The sequence below is a fragment of the Achromobacter sp. Marseille-Q4954 genome (genome assembly GCF_943737025.1).
Classification (GTDB): domain Bacteria; phylum Pseudomonadota; class Gammaproteobacteria; order Burkholderiales; family Burkholderiaceae_B; genus Achromobacter; species Achromobacter bronchisepticus_A.
On the sequence record NZ_CALSFQ010000002.1, the window covers coordinates 1,282,065 to 1,299,212 of the forward strand.

Sequence of the window (17,148 nt, forward strand, 5' to 3'; positions counted from 1 at the left end):
GCGGTGTGCGGGGCCTCTGCGGGCGCCGTCTGCGGACCATGATACGAACAGCTTATCTATAATTCCAATGCATTTATTTCATAGTATTTATGCGGCCTGAGCATGGATTTTCAGAAACTCAAACACCTGCTGGCGGTGGTCGAACACGGCACTTACTCGCGCGCCGCAGAGGCGGTCAATCTGTCGCAACCAGCGCTCAGCCGCAGCATCCAGGCGCTCGAAGCCGAACTAGGCCTCCCCTTGCTCGACCGCGGCACCCGCCGCGTGCGCCTCACGCCCTACGGCGCCTGCGTGGCCGAACGCGCGCGCCGCATGCGCTTCGAGGAAGCCGAGCTGCAGCGCGAACTGAAAACCCTGCATAGCGGCGAATCGGGCACGCTGTCCATCGGGCTGAGCCCGGCGCCCGCGTCCCTGCTGCTGTCGCCCTTCCTGGCCCACATGGCCGAGCGCCACCCCCAGGTGCGCGTGGGCGTCGAACTGGGCGCCACCGCCGCCTTGCTGGAAATGCTGCGCGACGAACGCATCGACGCCATGGTCTGCGACGCCCGCATGCTGTATGACGCGGCCGACCTGGAAACCCGCGCCCTGCCTGCGCTGCGCGCGGGCCTGGTCTGCCGCAAGGGCCATCCCATCCTCGCCCACAAGCGGCCAGGCATAGAACAAATCCGCCAATACCCCGTGGCATCCACCACTCTCAGCCCGGAAGTCTCGCTGCGGCTGGCGGAAACCCTGGGGCCAGGCGGCGCGCCGGAACAAATGGTCACGCACCGCTGCGAGAATCTGGACGCGCTGGTGGAATTGGCGCTGCGCACGGACGCCTTGCTATTGGGCGTGATCTGCGTCACGCGCCAGCAGCAGGAAGCCGGCCTGCTGGTCGAAGTGCCGATCCCGTCCGACCCGCAGCGCCAGGGACACTACGCGCTGGCCCGGCTGGCAGGGCGCACGCCGTTGACGGCGCAGGATGCGTTGTATGAGTTCACCCGGGAATGCTGGGACGGATTCTTGGCGCCTATCGGCGCGTCGCCAGCCTGAAAAGGACGAGGCTGAGCAGCGCGGCGGCAATGTTGTAAAGCATGGCCGCCGCCAGCGCCCGCCCATGGACCGATGCGCCATCGCCGGCGGACAGGCTTCCCGCGGCCTCGAGCATTGTGAAGATAACGCCGCCCACCACCGCCACGCCGGTGGACGTCCCCACGACTTGCAAGGTGCTGAGCATGCCGGAAGCCATGCCGGCCTGCTCCTCCCGCACCGAACCCAGAATGGCGTTGAATGCCAGCGGGATCACCAGCCCTTGCCCTGCGCCATTCAGCACCAGCGAGGCCACCAGCAGCGCCAGGTTCTGGGGCTGCGTCGCGGCGGTAACCGCAGACAGCGCCAAGCCCGCGGTGAAGACCAGTACACCGAACAGCAGCGCCCCGCGTCCGTGGCGGGCGGCCAGTTTCGGACCGGCAAGCGACGCGCCAAAGAACGCCAGCGCCGAAGGCGTGAACACGGCGCCCGCCGCCAGCGGCGCGAATCCGAGCCCGAACTGCAACAGCAGCGTCAACGCGAAGAAGAACGAACTGATGGCTGAAAAAAAGAAGAACACCGCGCCTATGCCAGCCACGAATGGCCGGTTGGCAAACAGCGCCATATCCAGCACAGGCACGCCACCGCGCCGGGCCAGCGTTTTCTCATAGCGGACGAAATACGCCAGCACGCCCAACGCCAGCACAGGCCCGGCAAGCGACCACCAGGGCCAGCCATGCTCTCGTCCCTCCATGACAGGCACCAGGATCAGGGCCAGCCCGGCAGCGCCCGCAAGCGCGCCGCGCAGGTCCACCCGCGTCGGAACCGGCGCGCGCCATTCGGGAAGCGCCCGGCGCCCCGCGAGCAACGCGGCAATGCCTATCGGCACGTTGATGAGAAACACCAGCCGCCACCCCAGATCCAGCGGATTCAGCGTGATGAGCATGCCGCCCAGCAGCTGCGAGATGCTTGCGGCCACGCCCTGCACCGCGCCCATGATGCCGAACGCGCGCCTGCGCGCCTCGCCCTCGAACACCACCCTGATCGAAGCCAGCACCTGCGGCATCAGCACGCCCGCCCCCACGCCCTGCAAGGCGCGCGCCAGGATGAGCTGCCACGGCGTGACCGCCACCCCGCATAGCGCCGAAGCCACGGTGAACAGCCCCATGCCGGCCAGGAACAAGCGCCGCCGCCCGAACAGATCGCCCAAACGCGCGCCATTGATCAGGCACAGGCCATAAGCCAATGCGTAAGCCACCACGATCAGCTGCAGATCGGTATCGGATGCCGACAAGCCGCTCTGGATGCTGGGCAACGCGACATTGACGATGAAGAGATCCAGGATCGTCACGAAGTTGCCCGTCAACAGCACCGCGAGGGCGCGCCAGGGGTGGTTCTTTTCAGCTTGCAACGCGGATTCAGGGTTCATTCTTTACATTTATATATGTACGATCGTATTTATAGTATCGTGAAAGAATGAAACCCGCGCAAGCAGAAAAACAAGGTCCGATGAACCCGTTGCCCCCCTCTCCCCCAACCGATGGCCGCCGCTTGCGCGGCGAGCGCGCGCGCACCCGCGTGCTGGACGAAGCCGTAAAGCTCCTCTCCGTCGAAGGACTGGGCGGCCTCACCTTCGGCCAGGTGGCCGACATGGCCGAAGTGGGGAAAAGCAATCTTCAGGTTCTGTTCGGCGACAAGGAAAACCTGCAACTGGCGGCCTTGGCCCATGCGATAGGCCTGTACCAGACCCAGGTCGTCGAACCGGCCATGCGCAAGCGCACGCCGCTGACGCGGCTGCGCGCCCTGATGACCGGCTGGTTCGACTTCGTGGAGACCCGCCAACTGCCGGGCGGCTGCGTCATCACTGCGGTAAGCAGCGAATATCGTGCGCGTCCCGGCCCCCTGCGCGACGCCATCCAGCAATACCGCGAGGCAGGACGCGCGCGTCTTCACGAATTGATCCGCGAAGCCCGGGCGCAAGGGCAAATCGCGGCCGACGCCGACGAGGCGAAACTGGTCATGGAGCTACTGGCCTACCAGGCATACGCCAACGTCGCCGCGTCAATGGACGACCATGCGGAGTTCGGCCGCGCCAAGGCAGCCGCCATGGAAGTGCTTGCAAAAGCGGCTCGCTGACAACCGCGAACCAGGCTCCCGATCAGCCCGCCTACGCTTTCTTGCGACCCGGCTCGTGCGCCGCCGCCTGCATGCGCAACCATTGCGCCACGGCCTGGACAGGCGCCGAGGGCGGCCGGTCGGCGGGCATGGCCAGATGGTAGGTATGCCCGGCGATCACCGGGCCGAAGGGCTGCACCAGATGGCCCGCTTCCAGCTCTTCCGCTATCAACGCCAGGCTGACCAGCGCCACGCCATGGCCGGCCACCGCCGCCTGTATGGCATGGCCCTCATCGGAAAAGCGCAGCTGGCTCGCCTGCCGCGGCAGGGAACGGCGCGCAACCTCGAACCAGCGCTCCCAGGTCGGATTGTCCGGATGGGACCGCTTCCAGTTGAAACGGATCAACGGCACGCCGGCCAGATCGTCCGGTGAGGCCACGCCCAGCCGCGGATTCGCCACGGGCGCGAACCGGTCCGTGAACAGCGGCTGCGCGACGAGGCCCGGATACGGCCCGCGGCCATAGCGGATCGCGATGTCGACCGCGGCCGATCGCAGATCGACCACGTCGTCGCTGGCCTGCAGCTGCAGGTCGATGCCGGGATGCTTGCCGCGGAAATCCGCCATTCGCGGCACCAGCCACTTCACCGTGAAGGCGTTGGTCGCGGAGATGCTCACCTGCATCCGCGTGCGCTGCTGCGTCAGGCGCGCCAGCGCCGCCTCGAAGGCATCGAAGCCATCCCGCAGCACGGGATAGAGCTGCGCGCCCGCCTCGGTCAACGACACCCTGCGCACGTGGCGGTCGAACAGCACCAGCCCGGTCTGCGCTTCCAGCGCGCGGATCTGATGGCTGACGGCGGTCGGCGTCACGGCCAGTTCCTCGGCCGCGGCCTTGAAACTGCCCAGGCGCGCGGCGGCCTCGAATACGCGCAGTCCGGAGAGCGGAAGAGATCGGCGTTGCATGATCATGGATGAGATTTTCTCATCTTATAGCTGATAAATGAACCTTTGTCAGCATGCCCGCATATTCCTACATTTACGACATGGGTCAGCGATTTTCGCGCTGATTCACCTCCAAACCATAAATGAAGGAAATCGCATCATGCTACAGCGCGTCGTCACCCAGCCCGACAACTACGAACCCTTCCTGCTGTCGCAGGGCATCCAGTTCGGCAACCTGCTTTTCATCTCCGGCCAGGCGGGCGCCGGCGATGACGGCAAGATCGTCGAGGGCGGCTTTCTGGCTCAAGGCGAACAAGCCTTCCTGAACTTGCGCCGCGCGCTGGAAGCCGGCGGCTCCAGCCTGAAGGACGTCATCAAGGTCACCATCTTCGTCACCGACATGGGGCACTTCCAGGACGTGGTCACGCTGCGCCGCCGCCACTTCTCGGCCCCCTACCCCGCCGACACGATCGCCGAGATCAAGGCGCTCTACGACCCGGCCGCCATGATCGAGATCGAGGCCATCGCCGCCGTGCGTCCGCAGGAGGGCCGTTGACATGGGCGCGCTCGACTATCGTACGAACGATGCTGCGCAGGTCGGACTGTTCACGCCGCTACAGCTGGAAAGGGGCTTGACCCTGGCCAATCGTCTCGCCGTCGCCCCCATGACTCGAGTCAGCGCCACGGAAGATGGCCGCGCCACGTCGCAAATGGCCGATTACTACCAAGCCTTCGCGGCCGGCGGCTTCGGCCTGGTGATCACCGAGGGCATCTACACCGACCGGGCGCATGCGCAGGGCTACCTGTTCCAGCCCGGCCTGACCGACGACGCGCAGCGCGACGCCTGGCGCACCGTGGTCGACCGCGTGCACGCGCACGGCGGCCGCATCATCGCGCAGCTTATGCATGCGGGCGCGCTGTCGCAGGGCAATCCTCATTGCGGCACGACCAAGGGTCCGTCGGCCGTACAGCCCAAGGGACAGCAAATGGCGTTCTATAGGGGCGACGGGCCGTACCGGATGCCTGAAGCCATGTCGGACAAGGACATCGCAGAGGCCATCGACGGCTTTGCCCAGGCTGCGCGCAGGGCGCAGGAGGCCGGCTTCGACGGCGTCGAAATCCACGGCGCCAACGGCTACCTGCTGGACCAGTTCCTCACCAGCTACACCAATCTGCGCGCGGACCGCTATGGCGGCAGCCTGGACAACCGGCTGCGCTTGACGGTGGAGGTCATCCAGGCCGTGCGCCGGGCTACGGGACCGCGCTATGTCGTGGGCGTGCGCAGCTCGCAGGGCAAGGTCAATGACTTCAGCCACAAGTGGGAAGGCGGCGAGGCCGATGCGGCGCAGATCTACCGCACGCTGGGCGCGCAGCCCATCGACTACCTGCACACGACCGAGTTCGAGGCTTGGCGTCCGGCTTTTGGAGATCAGGGTCCAAGCCTCGCGGCATTGGCGCGGCAGCACGTTGCGGTCCCGGTACTGGCCAACGGGTCGCTGCATGACCCGATGGCGGCCGGCGGGATGATGGCGCGGCAGGAGGCAGACTTCGTCTCGCTCGGACGCGGCGCGCTGACGCATTCCGATTGGCCTGCAAGATTGCGCGCGGGCGCGGCGCTGGAGAGTTTTGATCGGGGGCTGCTGGCGCCGATTGCGGACCTGGCCAATGCGGCGCGACATCGTGGGGAAGCCTTGATACCTGTTCTTGGACCTTGTTCCAAATGAAGCGACCAGCGAACGGCGACGTTTGCTGGGCCATCGAGTCCGTCGATGGCCCAGCAGACGCAGTCTCTGCGCACCGACCCGAATCCTTGGGTGCGATAGGTCATCAATGTCTTTGCTCCCGCTACTATCTGCAAGCGCATCGTAGGGCAAGGTGGTTGGAATCCGAAATCCCCGCTATACTCTTCATTGGCTCTCCGACGCCTGTCCGCCTGCGTAAATCGCAGGCGAGCCGAAGCAGCACGACTCCTGCCGGATGTTTTGATGCCACACCACTGTGTGGATTAGCAATCCTGCATCTATGGAGTCAACATGTCGCTTATTTCCCCCTTTTCTTCCGAATTGGAAGCTCAGAAGGCAGACATCGCCAGCGCGTTGTCCGTCTTCCCGAAAGTATTGATCCCTCACCTTCGTTTCGCGCCTCCAACGCCAAAACCGGCTCATGATGTGCGTGATATCGAGGCACTGGCGTCTTGGGCCTATTACGGCCACCAGACTATGCCTCTAAGCCGTGAGAACTTCGCCGAGATCGCCGGCGTCAAGAACTTTTCGTACAGGCTAAGCGAATCGATCCGGGCTCTCTCGGGCATCCGCCGCTCTGCGACCGAGCAGGCTGAGTTGGAACAACACGAGGCAATGCTGCAAACGATCCAGAATGGTATCGGCAACCAGAAGCGCATCGAGTTGTTGGCACGATTCAACGGCTACGCAAACTTCAATGAGTACTTGGCGATCCTTGAACGCACGAATGCCTTTGCCAAGGAGCGCGGCGCCTTCAGTTTTGTCACGATGGCAAAGTCGCGTTCGTACTTCCTTCACCGCTTCCCTAGCGAGGAACGCGCTGTGCTTTTTGGCGCGAGGCAGGCTGAGTATGAAAAAGTCCTTGCAGACATGGCGCCTTACTGGCAGGACGCCGCCCTACTGACCTTGCGGGGTGGTTTTCCGGATGTGGTCATCGAGCCTATGGACGGGCTGCTCGTCATACATCAGAAACTCGATTCGACGACCGTACTGAGCAATGCGATCGGCTCGTCTTATCAGGAAAAGGCAACGCGCCACTTCACCGACCGGGCAACCCTTCCCGGTGACGTAGCCGCTTTCGACCGCAAACTCAAACAGCGGTCTGCTGAGCTCTTCAGCGGCACGCCTGATACCTCAAGGGAGCCGTGAATGTTGATCCCCAAGCCCTCCCTGCGCGAGGTGCTCGCATCCCTGAGGAAACTGGCAGCCGTCACGGTCCCCGAAGGTGACAACGAAGGCGACTCGTACAATGCCTGCGCCTACTCGCTCTCCGATTCGGACTATGAGACATATAGCGAGGCACTCGAGCTGGCCTACGCCTACAGTCGCACTGCTGCCGGCGAACCTGACAGGCGCTCCATTAGGGCTCTCAGCCGCAGCGGCAGGCCAGCCAGCTTGAATTCCGACCAATACGATCCCATGCGCCTGGCGGGCCGCATCGAGATCGATGATCGTTGGTTGGATATCGGCGACCCACAGCGCTAAGACGTCCCGCAACAGCCGACGCGTATTACACCGTTGGGGCCTGGAATGTCCAGGCCCCTACTCTTTTGAAGCTCACCATACAAGCCAGGCATGCCCAGAACAATGATCCTATACAATTAGCAATCATTCCCATTAGCATTTGAACGGAACCCCCCCTTGCCCCCCGCCGACTTTGCCTCCTCCGACGATTTCGTCAGCCTGTATCGAGAGCATCACGGCTGGCTCGTGCAAATGCTGCGCCGCCGGCTCAGCGGCAATACCGAAAACGCCGCGGATCTGGCGCACGACACCTTCGAACGCGTCATGCGCAGCGAGTCGCGCGCGGCGTTTGCCGAGCCGCGCGGCTTTCTCACCACCGTCGCCAAGCGTCTTCTGATCGACCAGTCGCGCCGCCGCGCCGTGGAACAGGCCTATCTGGAAACGCTGGCATCGCGCAACGAGGCCGTCGAGCCCAGCCCCGAAACGCACGCGCTGGTGATGGAAGCGCTGAACGCCGTATGCCGCATGCTGGAGCAGTTGCCGCCACGGGCGCGCCGGGTCTTCGTGCTGGCGCAGGTGGAAGGCCTGCCCTACCGCGACATCGCCCGGCAACTCGATATTTCGGTGGCGGCCGTGCAGCGCGACATCGTCAAGGCCTGGGAGCATTGCTACGCGGTGCTGTACGCATGAACGCCGCCCAGGCCGAACGGCTGCATCCCGACATCATCAGGCAGGCGGCGCGATGGATGATGCGGACCGGGGATGCCCCCGACGCGGCCACGCAGGCCGCCTGTGCGGCATGGCGCCAGGCAGACGTGCGCCACGAGCTCGCGTGGCAACGCCTCCAGGGCATCGGGCGCGAGATCAATGCCACCACAGTATCCGAGGGCGCCGCCAGCCAGACCATCCTGCGCTACTGCGAACAGCGTTCGCGCCGCAGCGTCATGAAATGGGCGGCCGGCGGCTTCTGCCTGGGCACGTTGGCATGGGCAGGCGCGCGCGAGGGCTGGTGGGAAGGCAGCACCGTCTATCGCACCGCCACCGGCGAGCAGCGGACCATGACCCTGCCCGACGGCACCCTCCTGACCCTGAACACCGATACCGCGGTGGCGCTGCGCTACGACGCGCAGCAACGCCGCGTCACACTGCGCAGCGGAGAAATCCTGATCGCGACGGCCGCGGATGGCGCTGGACGCCCCTTCAGCGTACAGACCCGGCACGGCCTGCTCACGCCGCTCGGCACGCGCTTTGCCGTGCGCCAACTGGACGACAGCGATGGCTCGACGCGTCTTGCCGTCTTTGAAGGGGCTGTGCGCGTGGACCCCGCCGGGCGGGCCGTGCATGCCGGCGAACAGGCGGAATTCAACGACCGCACGCTGTCTCCCGCAACCCGGGTCGACGGCACCGAGCCTGCCTGGGCCGCAGGCATGCTGGTCGCGAACCGCATGCGGCTGGATCAGTTCCTCGCGGAACTGGGACGCTATCGCGTCGGCATCCTGCGCTGCTCCCCCAGGGTGGCGGACCTCGAAGTCACGGGGGCCTTCCGCATCGACGACACCGACCGGGCTCTGGAAGTGCTGGCCGGCGTACTCGACCTGAGGCTGCGATACCGCACGCGCTATTGGGTCAGCGTCGATCGCGCCTGACGCGCGGAGCCGCAACCCGGGCGCTCTCCCGGGAAATTTGTAACGCCAGCGAAGATTTTCGGATGTGGTTCGTTAGACATAGAGACAGACCCGAGGCGCCCGCGGTCTGGCCCTACCCATCGACGAACCAGGAAGCCCTCATGGCCGCACGCCATACACCCTCTACTCTTGCCGCGCCCCAGACGCCCGGGGCAGGTCCGGCGCGCTTGCGCCTTGCCGTCCATCTGGCTTTGGCCGCAATGGCTCCATTCGCCGCGCCCGCCGCGTCCTGGGCTCAGCCCGCGACCGCGCAAGGGGTCGCTTTCGCCATCGCCCCTACGACGCTGGATGAAGCGCTGGGCCAGTTCGGAGTCGCCGCCAACATCACCGTGGCCGCGTCGCCGACGCTGACCCGCGGGGTGATGACGCAAGGGCTTACGGGCCGCTACACCGCGGAACAGGGCCTCACGCGCCTGCTTGCAGGCACGGGCCTGCAAGCCGTGGCCAACGCCAACGGAGAGGGTTATCACCTGCGCCGCATTCCGCAAGGAGACGCGACCACTCTCGCGCCAGTCACGGTGACGGGCATGGCCGACCCGGCCGTCACGGAAGGCACGGGCAGCTATACCAGCGGGATCGTGACCATAGGCAAGGGCGAGCAGACCCTGAAAGAGATCCCGCAGTCGGTCACGGTGGTGACGCGCCAGCGCATGGACGACCAGAACGCCAACACGCTGGACGACGTGCTGGCCAACAGCACCGGCATGACGCTCTACAAGAGCCCGATGGGCGGAAACTATGTGTTCTCGCGCGGCTTCCGGGTCGACAGCTATCAGTTCGACGGCGTCAACCGCGCGTTCTATTACCCCCAGGCCAACAGCTTCACCAGCAGCACCGTGATCCTGGACCGCGTGGAAATCATCCGCGGCGCCACCGGCCTGCTGCAGGGCGCCGGTTCGCCCAGCGCCGCGGTCAACCTGGTGCGCAAGCGCCCACTGGCCGAAAACCAGGTGCAGCTGTTGGCCAGCGGCGGCTCCTGGAACAACTATCGCGCCGACATCGATGCGACCGGCCCCTTGAACGCGTCAGGCTCCCTGCGCGGCCGCGCCGTGGCCAGCTACAACGACCGGGAATACTTCTACGACAACGCCGACAGCCGCACCGGCGTGCTGTACGGCGTACTGAGCTACGACCTGGGACCCGCCACCACCTTGACCGGCGGCATCAGCTACGAAGAACTGCGATCCACGCCGTTCTTCCACGGTCTGCCCCACTACACCAACGGCGACGACATCGGGCTGAAGCGTTCGACCTCGCTCTCGCAAGACTGGAACCGCTGGAACGGCAAGCAGACCACGGTGTTCGCCGAACTCGCGCACCGCTTCAACCAGGACTGGTCGCTGAAACTTACCGGGACTTCCACCCAGGAGTCCAACGATTCCAAATACGCCTTCACCGAAGGCGCGGTCAATCCGGCCACCGGGCTCGGGCCGACGATGTACGCCGGCATCTTCGATTTCTCCACGCACAACAAGGCGCTCAACCTGGACGTGGACGGCGCGTTTGAGGCGCTGGGCCGCAAGCACTCGATCAGCGTGGGCGCCAGCATCAACGAACTGACCAGCAAGAACGATTTCGCGACTGCGCGCCTGAACCGCGCCGTGAACGTCTGGGATCCGGATCACCACGTGCCCGAACCCACCGATGACTGGCTGCGCGAGAACGCCTACCGCGGCGCCGCGACCGTCATCACGATGAAGCAGACCGGCGTCTACGGCGTCGGCCGCTTCAAGTTGGCCGATCCGTTGACGCTGGTGGCGGGCGCCCGCGTCAGCTGGTACGAAAACACCGGCAAGTACCGGGACGATGGCAAGCAGTACACCGACCCCTACAAGGAAAATGGCGTCGTTACGCCCTACGGCGGCCTGATCTACGCCTTCAATCCCCAGTGGTCCGGCTACGTCAGCTTTGCGGAGATCTTCGAACCGCAGAACGCCGTGGACGCGTCGGGCCAGATACTGGACCCCATCCTGGGCAAGAACTATGAAGCGGGCATCAAGGGCGAGCTGCTCGACGGCCGGGTCAACGCCTCGGTCGCACTCTTCCGCGTCGACCAGAAGAACCGCGCCCAGCAAGACCTGGTCAGCGCATGCTCCGTGGGCGACATCTGCTATCTGTCCAGCGGCAAGGTGCGCAGCCAGGGCGTGGACGCCGAAATCAGCGGCGAGGTGGCCCCCGGCTGGCAGCTGTTTGCCGGCTACACCTTCAACACCCTGAAGTTCCTGGACGACACCGAGGTATCAAGCACCAACTTCGGACGCACGGTAACGCCCAAGCACATCCTGCGCCTGTGGTCCGACTACCGCCTGCCCGGCGAATGGTCGGCATGGACCTTGGGCGGCGGCGTGAACTACCAGACCGGCAGCTACACGGAAACCCGCTCGGTGCGGGTCTCGCAGGCGCCTTACGCCGTCTGGAATGCGCGCATCGGCTACAAGATCAACAAGAACTGGTCGGCGGCATTGAACGTCAACAACCTGTTCGACAAGACCTACTACCAGACGATAGGCGCGCCGGGATGGGGCAGCTTCTATGGTGAACCGCGCAACGCGACGCTGACGGTACGCGGGACCTTCTGATAGGGCGAAACGATTAAGTAGAATGGTTTTATCTCAATAAACCATGAATTTTCATCATGCTTGATCGTATCCATCTATCCATCGTGCAGGAGGTCGAAAAGCAGGGTTCGCTGACTGCCGCCGCAGGCGTCCTGCACGTGACGCAGTCGGCCCTGAGCCACAGCATGAAGAAGCTGGAGCAGCAACTGGGGACCGACATCTGGCTGCGTGAAGGCCGCAGTCTGCGACTCACCCAAGCCGGTCAATACCTGTTGGCGGTGGCCAACCGGGTGTTGCCGCAACTGGCTCTGGCCGAAGAGCGTCTGCGCCAGTTCGCCCAGGGGGAGCGCGGGTCGCTGCGCATCGGCATGGAATGCCATCCCTGCTACCAGTGGCTGCTGAAGATCGTCTCCCCGTATCTGGCGGCCTGGCCGGATGTGGACGTGGATGTGAAGCAGAAATTCCAGTTCGGGGGCATCGGGGCGCTGTTCGGCTACGAAATCGACCTGCTGGTCACACCCGATCCGCTGAACAAGCCCGGACTCGTGTTCGAGCCTGTATTCGACTACGAACAGGTGCTGGTCGTCGCTGGCAACCATCCTCTCGCCCGGGAGGAGTACGTCACCCCCAAACAACTCTCCAACGAAGTGCTGGTGGCCTATCCGGTGCCGGTCGACAGGCTCGACATCTACAACATGTTCCTGACGCCGGCCGGCATCACGCCCAGGCGGCACAAGGCCATCGAGACCACGGACATCATGCTGCAGATGGTCGCCAGCGGCCGCGGGGTGGCGGCGTTGCCACGCTGGCTGGTGCTGGAGTACGCGGACACCATGAATGTGGTGCCAGTCCGGCTGGGCAAGAAAGGCATTGCCAAGCACATTTATCTGGGCGCTCGCGAGGCGGACGTGGGAATCGACTACCTGCGTGCATTCATTGAACAAGCCAAAAGGCCCGCCGCGGCTTGATTCTTCACGGTAGCGTCTGCTCGCCAGGCGGTCGGATCCGAGACCGATCGACCGCAAATCCATCCATGAATGAAGCTAATGGCTTCATGAGATCAATTCACTTTTATTCATGGATAGCCCGACATAAACTACGCCTCCTATATCGTCAATGTCAAGACTGCTGAATAAAAAAAGCAGCGCTGAAAAAGCAGGAAATAGACGCGGGTTTTATCCAGGATTCAGGGCAGCAGAGCACCATGAGTAACGAGTTTGCATTTGCCATCAAGAGCATTTGTTTCGATGAGGACTATCGTCCTTCAGACAATACGCGGATCACGACCAACTTCGCCAATCTGGCCAGGGGCACGAGTCGCCAGGAGAACCTGCGCAACACCCTCCGGATGATTGACAATCGCTTCAATGCCTTGGCGCATTGGGACAATCCCAAGGGCGACCGCTATGCCGTCAACCTTGAGATCATTTCCGTCGAGATGAGCATAGACGGCGCAAGCAGCGGCAATGCCCTCCCCTTGATCGAAATACTGAAGACCAGCATCGTCGACAGCAAGACCAACGAGCGCGTTGAAGGCATCGTAGGGAATAATTTCTCCTCGTATGTGCGGGATTACGACTTCAGCGTGCTGCTGCTGGAACACACCAAGAATCAAGCCACGTTCAGCACTCCGGACAATTTTGGAGACCTCCACGGCAAGCTGTTCAAGTGCTTTGTAAATTCAAGCACTTACAAAGAGCACTTCAGCAAGCCGCCCGTCATATGCCTGAGCGTATCCAGCAGCAAGACCTATCATCGGACTGAAAATCAGCATCCTGTATTGGGCGTGGAATACCAGCAGGATGAATACTCGCTGACGGATGAATATTTCAAGAAGATGGGGATGAAGGTTCGTTACTTCATGCCGCCGAACAGCGCCGCGCCCTTGGCTTTTTATTTTTCCGGCGATTTGCTGAGCGACTACACCAATCTTGAGCTCATCAGCACCATCAGCACGATGGACACTTTCCAGAAGATTTACCGGCCAGAGATCTACAACGCGAATTCCGCGGCCGGAAAATCCTATCAGCCCAGTTTGAAGCACCAGGATTATTCGTTGACCCGGATTGTCTATGACCGAGAGGAGCGTAGCCAGCTGGCTATAGAGCAGGGACGGTTTGTCGAAGAGCATTTCATCAAACCATACCAGGCGATTCTTGAGCAGTGGTCCGCAAACACCCCTCTTTGATCATCAAAAGCACCAAGGCATCTATTGTGAAAAAATTGCTACCTACTTCCACTGCCGGCAGCCTGCCTAAACCCTCCTGGCTCGCAGAACCTGAAAAACTCTGGTCTCCCTGGAAATTGCAGGACGAGGGCTTGGCCGAGGGCAAGCAGGATGCGCTGCGTTTGTCTCTGCAGGAACAGCAGCACGCCGGCATCGATATCGTCAGCGATGGCGAACAAACGCGTCAGCATTTCGTGACGACGTTTATCGAGCACCTGGAAGGCGTTGATTTCGAGAACCGCAAGACGGTCAGGATCCGCGACCGCTACGATGCCAGCGTGCCGACGGTCGTGGGCGCCGTGGCGCGCCGCAAGCCGGTGTTCGTCGAAGACGCCAAGTTCTTGCGCCAGCAGACCAAGCAACCGATCAAATGGGCCTTGCCGGGTCCCATGACGATGATCGATACGCTTTACGACGGCCACTATCAAAGCCGCGAAAAGCTGGCGTGGGAATTCGCCAAGATTCTCAATCAGGAAGCCCGGGAACTGGAGGCTGCTGGCGTCGACATCATCCAGTTTGACGAGCCCGCCTTCAACGTGTTCTTTGACGAAGTGAATGATTGGGGCGTGGCCACGCTGGAAAAAGCCATTGAAGGGCTCAAGTGCGAAACCGCCGTCCACATCTGCTATGGCTATGGCATCAAGGCCAATACGGATTGGAAGAAAACGCTGGGATCGGAGTGGCGGCAATACGAAGAGGCTTTTCCCAAGCTGCAAAAATCCAGTATCGACATCGTCTCGCTGGAATGCCAGAACTCTCGCGTTCCCATGGATCTGATCGAGCTGATTCGGGGCAAGAAGGTGATGGTCGGCGCCATCGATGTGGCGACCAATACCATTGAAACTCCCGAGGAAGTCGCCGACACCCTGCGCAAGGCGCTGCAATTTGTCGATGCCGACAAGCTCTATCCTTGCACCAACTGCGGCATGGCTCCTCTGTCCCGCGCAGTCGCACGAGGCAAGCTGAGCGCCTTGAGCGCCGGCGCTGAAATCGTCCGCAGAGAACTCTCGAACTGATTCCCAGGCGGAAATGGTCGTCGCGAGCGGCTCGCGGCGACCAAATCGAGCTGCACCCAGTATTCAACCCCCACTATGTCACTTTCCAGTACTGCGATCGAGCCCAGGCGCTTTCGCGAAGCTCTCGGGCACTACGCGTCCGGCATCACGGTAATAACGTCGCACATCGAAGGCGAGCCGATAGGCTTCACCTGCCAGTCGTTCCATAGCGTTTCGATGAATCCGCCGCTGGTGTCGTTCAATGTGATGACCAGTTCGGCCAGCTACCCCAAGATTCGCCGGGCAGGCCGGTTCGTAGTCAATATCCTGTCAGACGAGCAAGTCAGGATTTCCAACCAATTCGCCCAGCGCGGCACGGACAAGTGGCACGAAGTCGCGTGGCAGGAATCGCCGCTCGGCAATCCCATCATCGCCGGCAGCCTGCACTGGCTTGATTGCGAGATCTATGCCGAACACGCCGCAGGCGATCACCTGATCGTGATTGGCGAAGTGAAAGCGTTGGATCTGCAAGAAGCTGCTTCCACGCAGCCGTTGCTGTATTTCAAAGGACAGTATCGGAACATCGCCGCGCACGGCGCGGCTTGAAGGTTTGCCTCCGCTGCCCTCTTCTACGCTTCAATCAATCGGGAGCCTTGCCAGGCCGGATCGAGAAGAACCGCCACCGGCTCCTTGCTCTCCGGCCTCTTGTCGGCGCGTCGCGACTCATCTTAGAATGCGGATGATTCTCATTATTTCCGGGCACCAGTTTCCTCCTGGCCCGCGACGAGCCGGAGGGCCGCATGTCCGCGACCGAGTTTGCAGTGCCGCCCCAGGGCATCGATGTGCTGTACGCGAATCACCATGGCTGGCTGAAGGGCTGGCTGCGGCGGCGGCTGGGCAATTCCTCTGACGCGGCCGATCTCGCACACGATACGTTCATGCGCCTGCTGGTCCGGGGCGAGACCGTCGCGGTGCGCGAACCGCGCGCGCTGCTGACCACGGTGGCGCAGGGCGTGGTGTCCAATTTCATGCGGCGCCGCAGGATCGAAGAGGCCTATCTGGCCAGCCTGGCCAACCTGCCGGAGCGGGAAGCGCCTGGCCCCGAGACGCGCGCCATCCTGCTCGAGACGCTGATCGAACTGGACCGCCGCCTGGATACGCTGGCCGCGCCGGTGCGCCAGGCATTCCTGCTCTCGCAGCTTGAAGGCATGAAGCAGGCGGACATCGCCGCAACGCTGAACGTCTCGCTCGCTACCGTGCAGCGCCATATCGCAAAAGCGGCGCACCTTTGTTTTTTCGGCGCCTGATCGCCGCCCTCCCGCGGCCGCGACCCACACCGCCATGCCCATCGCCTCCACGGACCCGAGCCCGACCGCATTTCCCCTGCTGGACGGCCCGCCGCTGCCCGCGAGTGTCAGCCTGCGCGCCGTGGAATGGCTGGTCGCATTGCAAGCCGCCGATGCCAGCAACGCCACGCGCGAAGCCTGCCAACGCTGGCGCCAGGCGCATCCCGACCATGAGCGCGCCTGGCGGCACATCGAGATGTTCGGCCAGCAACTGCGGGAATTGAACACGCCGCTGGTGCGCGGCACGCTGGCGCATGATGAACGAGGCGGCCGGGCGCGCCGCCGCGCCGTCAAGACGCTGGCCCTGGCCCTGTTCGCCGGCGGCGGCGCCTGGCTGGCGCGCGACAGCCTGTGGCGCGGCTGGCAAGACTGGCAGTCCGACTATCACACGCGTACCGGCGAACGCCAGGGCATCACGCTGGCCGACGCCAGCCGCATCGACCTGGACACCGGAAGCGCCATCGACGTGCGCTTCGATGGCGCGCAGCGCCTGGTCCGGCTGCTGCGCGGCCAGATACTCGTCGCCACCGCTCCCGATCCGGTCTCGCCTGCTGGACGCCCCTTCATCGTGGAGACGGCCCAGGGCCGCGTGCGCGCCCTGGGCACCCGCTACAGCGTGCGCCAGTTCCCAGGCCGCAGCCACGTCGCGGTGTTCGAGGGCACAGTGGAAATCCGTCCCGCGCTAGATGTGGACGCGCCGCGCCTTATCCATGCTGGCGAACAGGCCTCGTTCACCCAAGACTCGATGGGGCCCAGCCGCCCCTCCAGCCCGCGTGACGCCTCATGGTCCGTGGGCATGCTGGTCGCGCAGGACATGCCTCTGTCCGATTTCATTGCTGAACTTGCGCGGTACATGCCCGGCCGGCTGTCCTGCGATACCGATGCCGGCCGCCTGAAGGTTTCCGGCGTCTATCCGCTGGACGACACCGACCGGGTGCTGGACATGCTGCGCCGGACTCATCCGATCGTAGTCGACCGGATGACGCGGTATTGGGTCACCGTGCGCCTGCGCACGATCTAGCGCCGCGATGCGCAAGACATCCGCCTGATTTTTTGGGCAAACGTGAG

General features: G+C 63.4%; 16 protein-coding genes and 1 pseudogene. 15 read left to right on the top strand and 2 right to left on the bottom strand.

Annotated features, from left to right (window positions below):
- Positions 1–102: 102 nt before the first annotated feature.
- Positions 103–1,032: a LysR family transcriptional regulator gene (locus tag NGK62_RS23925; protein ID WP_118933001.1), complete on the top strand. Its 930-nt coding sequence runs from the start codon at positions 103–105 to the stop codon at positions 1,030–1,032.
- On the opposite strand, the gene NGK62_RS23930 is transcribed toward NGK62_RS23925, so the two are convergent.
- Positions 1,010–2,437 (bottom strand): MFS transporter, encoded by a 1,428-nt coding sequence (locus NGK62_RS23930; RefSeq protein ID WP_251880644.1) that lies wholly within the window; start codon positions 2,435–2,437, stop codon positions 1,010–1,012. The genes NGK62_RS23925 and NGK62_RS23930 overlap by 23 nt on opposite strands.
- A gap of 15 nt (positions 2,438–2,452) precedes the next feature.
- On the opposite strand from NGK62_RS23930, the pseudogene NGK62_RS23935 reads away from it, so the two are divergent.
- Positions 2,453–3,144 (top strand): annotated as a pseudogene (locus NGK62_RS23935) (TetR/AcrR family transcriptional regulator).
- A gap of 31 nt (positions 3,145–3,175) precedes the next feature.
- Here NGK62_RS23935 and NGK62_RS23940 read toward each other — a convergent pair.
- Positions 3,176–4,084: a LysR substrate-binding domain-containing protein gene (locus tag NGK62_RS23940; protein WP_251880947.1), complete on the bottom strand. Its 909-nt coding sequence runs from the start codon at positions 4,082–4,084 to the stop codon at positions 3,176–3,178.
- 139 nt (positions 4,085–4,223) lie between these two features.
- Between NGK62_RS23940 and NGK62_RS23945 the strand changes: the two genes are divergently transcribed.
- The 13 genes from NGK62_RS23945 (at position 4,224) to NGK62_RS24005 (ending at position 17,101) form a co-directional block, all read left to right on the top strand.
- Positions 4,224–4,619: a RidA family protein gene (locus NGK62_RS23945; RefSeq protein WP_118932999.1), complete on the top strand. Its 396-nt coding sequence runs from the start codon at positions 4,224–4,226 to the stop codon at positions 4,617–4,619.
- A 1-nt stretch (position 4,620) separates the two neighbouring features.
- Complete coding sequence (locus NGK62_RS23950; protein ID WP_251880646.1) at positions 4,621–5,787, top strand: oxidoreductase; 1,167 nt, start codon at positions 4,621–4,623, stop codon at positions 5,785–5,787.
- A gap of 309 nt (positions 5,788–6,096) precedes the next feature.
- A complete protein-coding gene (locus NGK62_RS23955; protein WP_251880647.1) occupies positions 6,097–6,954 on the top strand; it encodes a hypothetical protein in 858 nt (285 codons plus the stop codon).
- Complete coding sequence (locus NGK62_RS23960; protein ID WP_251880648.1) at positions 6,955–7,290, top strand: hypothetical protein; 336 nt, start codon at positions 6,955–6,957, stop codon at positions 7,288–7,290. It abuts the gene before it with no gap.
- Positions 7,291–7,446: 156 nt separating this feature from the next.
- Entirely contained in the window at positions 7,447–7,959 is a 513-nt protein-coding gene (locus tag NGK62_RS23965; RefSeq protein ID WP_118932997.1) for a sigma-70 family RNA polymerase sigma factor, read from the top strand.
- Positions 7,935–8,915, top strand: a complete 981-nt coding sequence (locus NGK62_RS23970; protein ID WP_251880649.1) for a FecR domain-containing protein — start codon at positions 7,935–7,937, stop codon at positions 8,913–8,915. The genes NGK62_RS23965 and NGK62_RS23970 overlap by 25 nt, the downstream gene beginning before the upstream one ends.
- 239 nt (positions 8,916–9,154) lie before the next feature.
- Positions 9,155–11,533, top strand: a complete 2,379-nt coding sequence (locus NGK62_RS23975; protein WP_251880650.1) for a TonB-dependent siderophore receptor — start codon at positions 9,155–9,157, stop codon at positions 11,531–11,533.
- 56 nt (positions 11,534–11,589) lie between these two features.
- On the top strand, positions 11,590–12,480 hold the full coding sequence (locus NGK62_RS23980; RefSeq protein ID WP_059374189.1) for a LysR family transcriptional regulator: 891 nt from the start codon (positions 11,590–11,592) through the stop codon (positions 12,478–12,480).
- 236 nt (positions 12,481–12,716) lie between these two features.
- The gene (locus NGK62_RS23985; protein ID WP_251880651.1) at positions 12,717–13,700 is read left to right on the top strand and encodes a DUF1852 domain-containing protein; all 984 of its coding nucleotides are present in this window, start codon (positions 12,717–12,719) and stop codon (positions 13,698–13,700) included.
- A 26-nt stretch (positions 13,701–13,726) separates the two neighbouring features.
- On the top strand, positions 13,727–14,755 hold the full coding sequence (locus NGK62_RS23990) for a methionine synthase (protein WP_118933039.1): 1,029 nt from the start codon (positions 13,727–13,729) through the stop codon (positions 14,753–14,755).
- Between the two features lie 75 nt (positions 14,756–14,830).
- Positions 14,831–15,340 (top strand): flavin reductase family protein, encoded by a 510-nt coding sequence (locus NGK62_RS23995; RefSeq protein WP_059374187.1) that lies wholly within the window; start codon positions 14,831–14,833, stop codon positions 15,338–15,340.
- Positions 15,341–15,534: 194 nt separating this feature from the next.
- Entirely contained in the window at positions 15,535–16,041 is a 507-nt protein-coding gene (locus NGK62_RS24000; RefSeq protein WP_059374186.1) for a sigma-70 family RNA polymerase sigma factor, read from the top strand.
- A 34-nt stretch (positions 16,042–16,075) separates the two neighbouring features.
- Positions 16,076–17,101, top strand: coding sequence for a FecR domain-containing protein (locus NGK62_RS24005; protein ID WP_251880652.1), 1,026 nt, complete (start codon positions 16,076–16,078; stop codon positions 17,099–17,101).
- Positions 17,102–17,148 lie beyond the last annotated feature (47 nt).

Bases quoted from the DNA above. Each gene is read 5' to 3' on its own strand.
- NGK62_RS23925 (WP_118933001.1), top strand. From the start codon at position 103: ATGGATTTTCAGAAACTCAAACACCTGCTGGCGGTGGTCGAACACGGC.
- NGK62_RS23930 (WP_251880644.1), bottom strand. From the start codon at position 2,437: ATGAACCCTGAATCCGCGTTGCAAGCTGAAAAGAACCACCCCTGGCGC.
- NGK62_RS23940 (WP_251880947.1), bottom strand. From the start codon at position 4,084: ATGCAACGCCGATCTCTTCCGCTCTCCGGACTGCGCGTATTCGAGGCC.
- NGK62_RS23945 (WP_118932999.1), top strand. From the start codon at position 4,224: ATGCTACAGCGCGTCGTCACCCAGCCCGACAACTACGAACCCTTCCTG.
- NGK62_RS23950 (WP_251880646.1), top strand. From the start codon at position 4,621: ATGGGCGCGCTCGACTATCGTACGAACGATGCTGCGCAGGTCGGACTG.
- NGK62_RS23955 (WP_251880647.1), top strand. From the start codon at position 6,097: ATGTCGCTTATTTCCCCCTTTTCTTCCGAATTGGAAGCTCAGAAGGCA.
- NGK62_RS23960 (WP_251880648.1), top strand. From the start codon at position 6,955: ATGTTGATCCCCAAGCCCTCCCTGCGCGAGGTGCTCGCATCCCTGAGG.
- NGK62_RS23975 (WP_251880650.1), top strand. From the start codon at position 9,155: ATGGCTCCATTCGCCGCGCCCGCCGCGTCCTGGGCTCAGCCCGCGACC.
- NGK62_RS23980 (WP_059374189.1), top strand. From the start codon at position 11,590: ATGCTTGATCGTATCCATCTATCCATCGTGCAGGAGGTCGAAAAGCAG.
- NGK62_RS23985 (WP_251880651.1), top strand. From the start codon at position 12,717: ATGAGTAACGAGTTTGCATTTGCCATCAAGAGCATTTGTTTCGATGAG.
- NGK62_RS23995 (WP_059374187.1), top strand. From the start codon at position 14,831: ATGTCACTTTCCAGTACTGCGATCGAGCCCAGGCGCTTTCGCGAAGCT.
- NGK62_RS24000 (WP_059374186.1), top strand. From the start codon at position 15,535: ATGTCCGCGACCGAGTTTGCAGTGCCGCCCCAGGGCATCGATGTGCTG.
- NGK62_RS24005 (WP_251880652.1), top strand. From the start codon at position 16,076: ATGCCCATCGCCTCCACGGACCCGAGCCCGACCGCATTTCCCCTGCTG.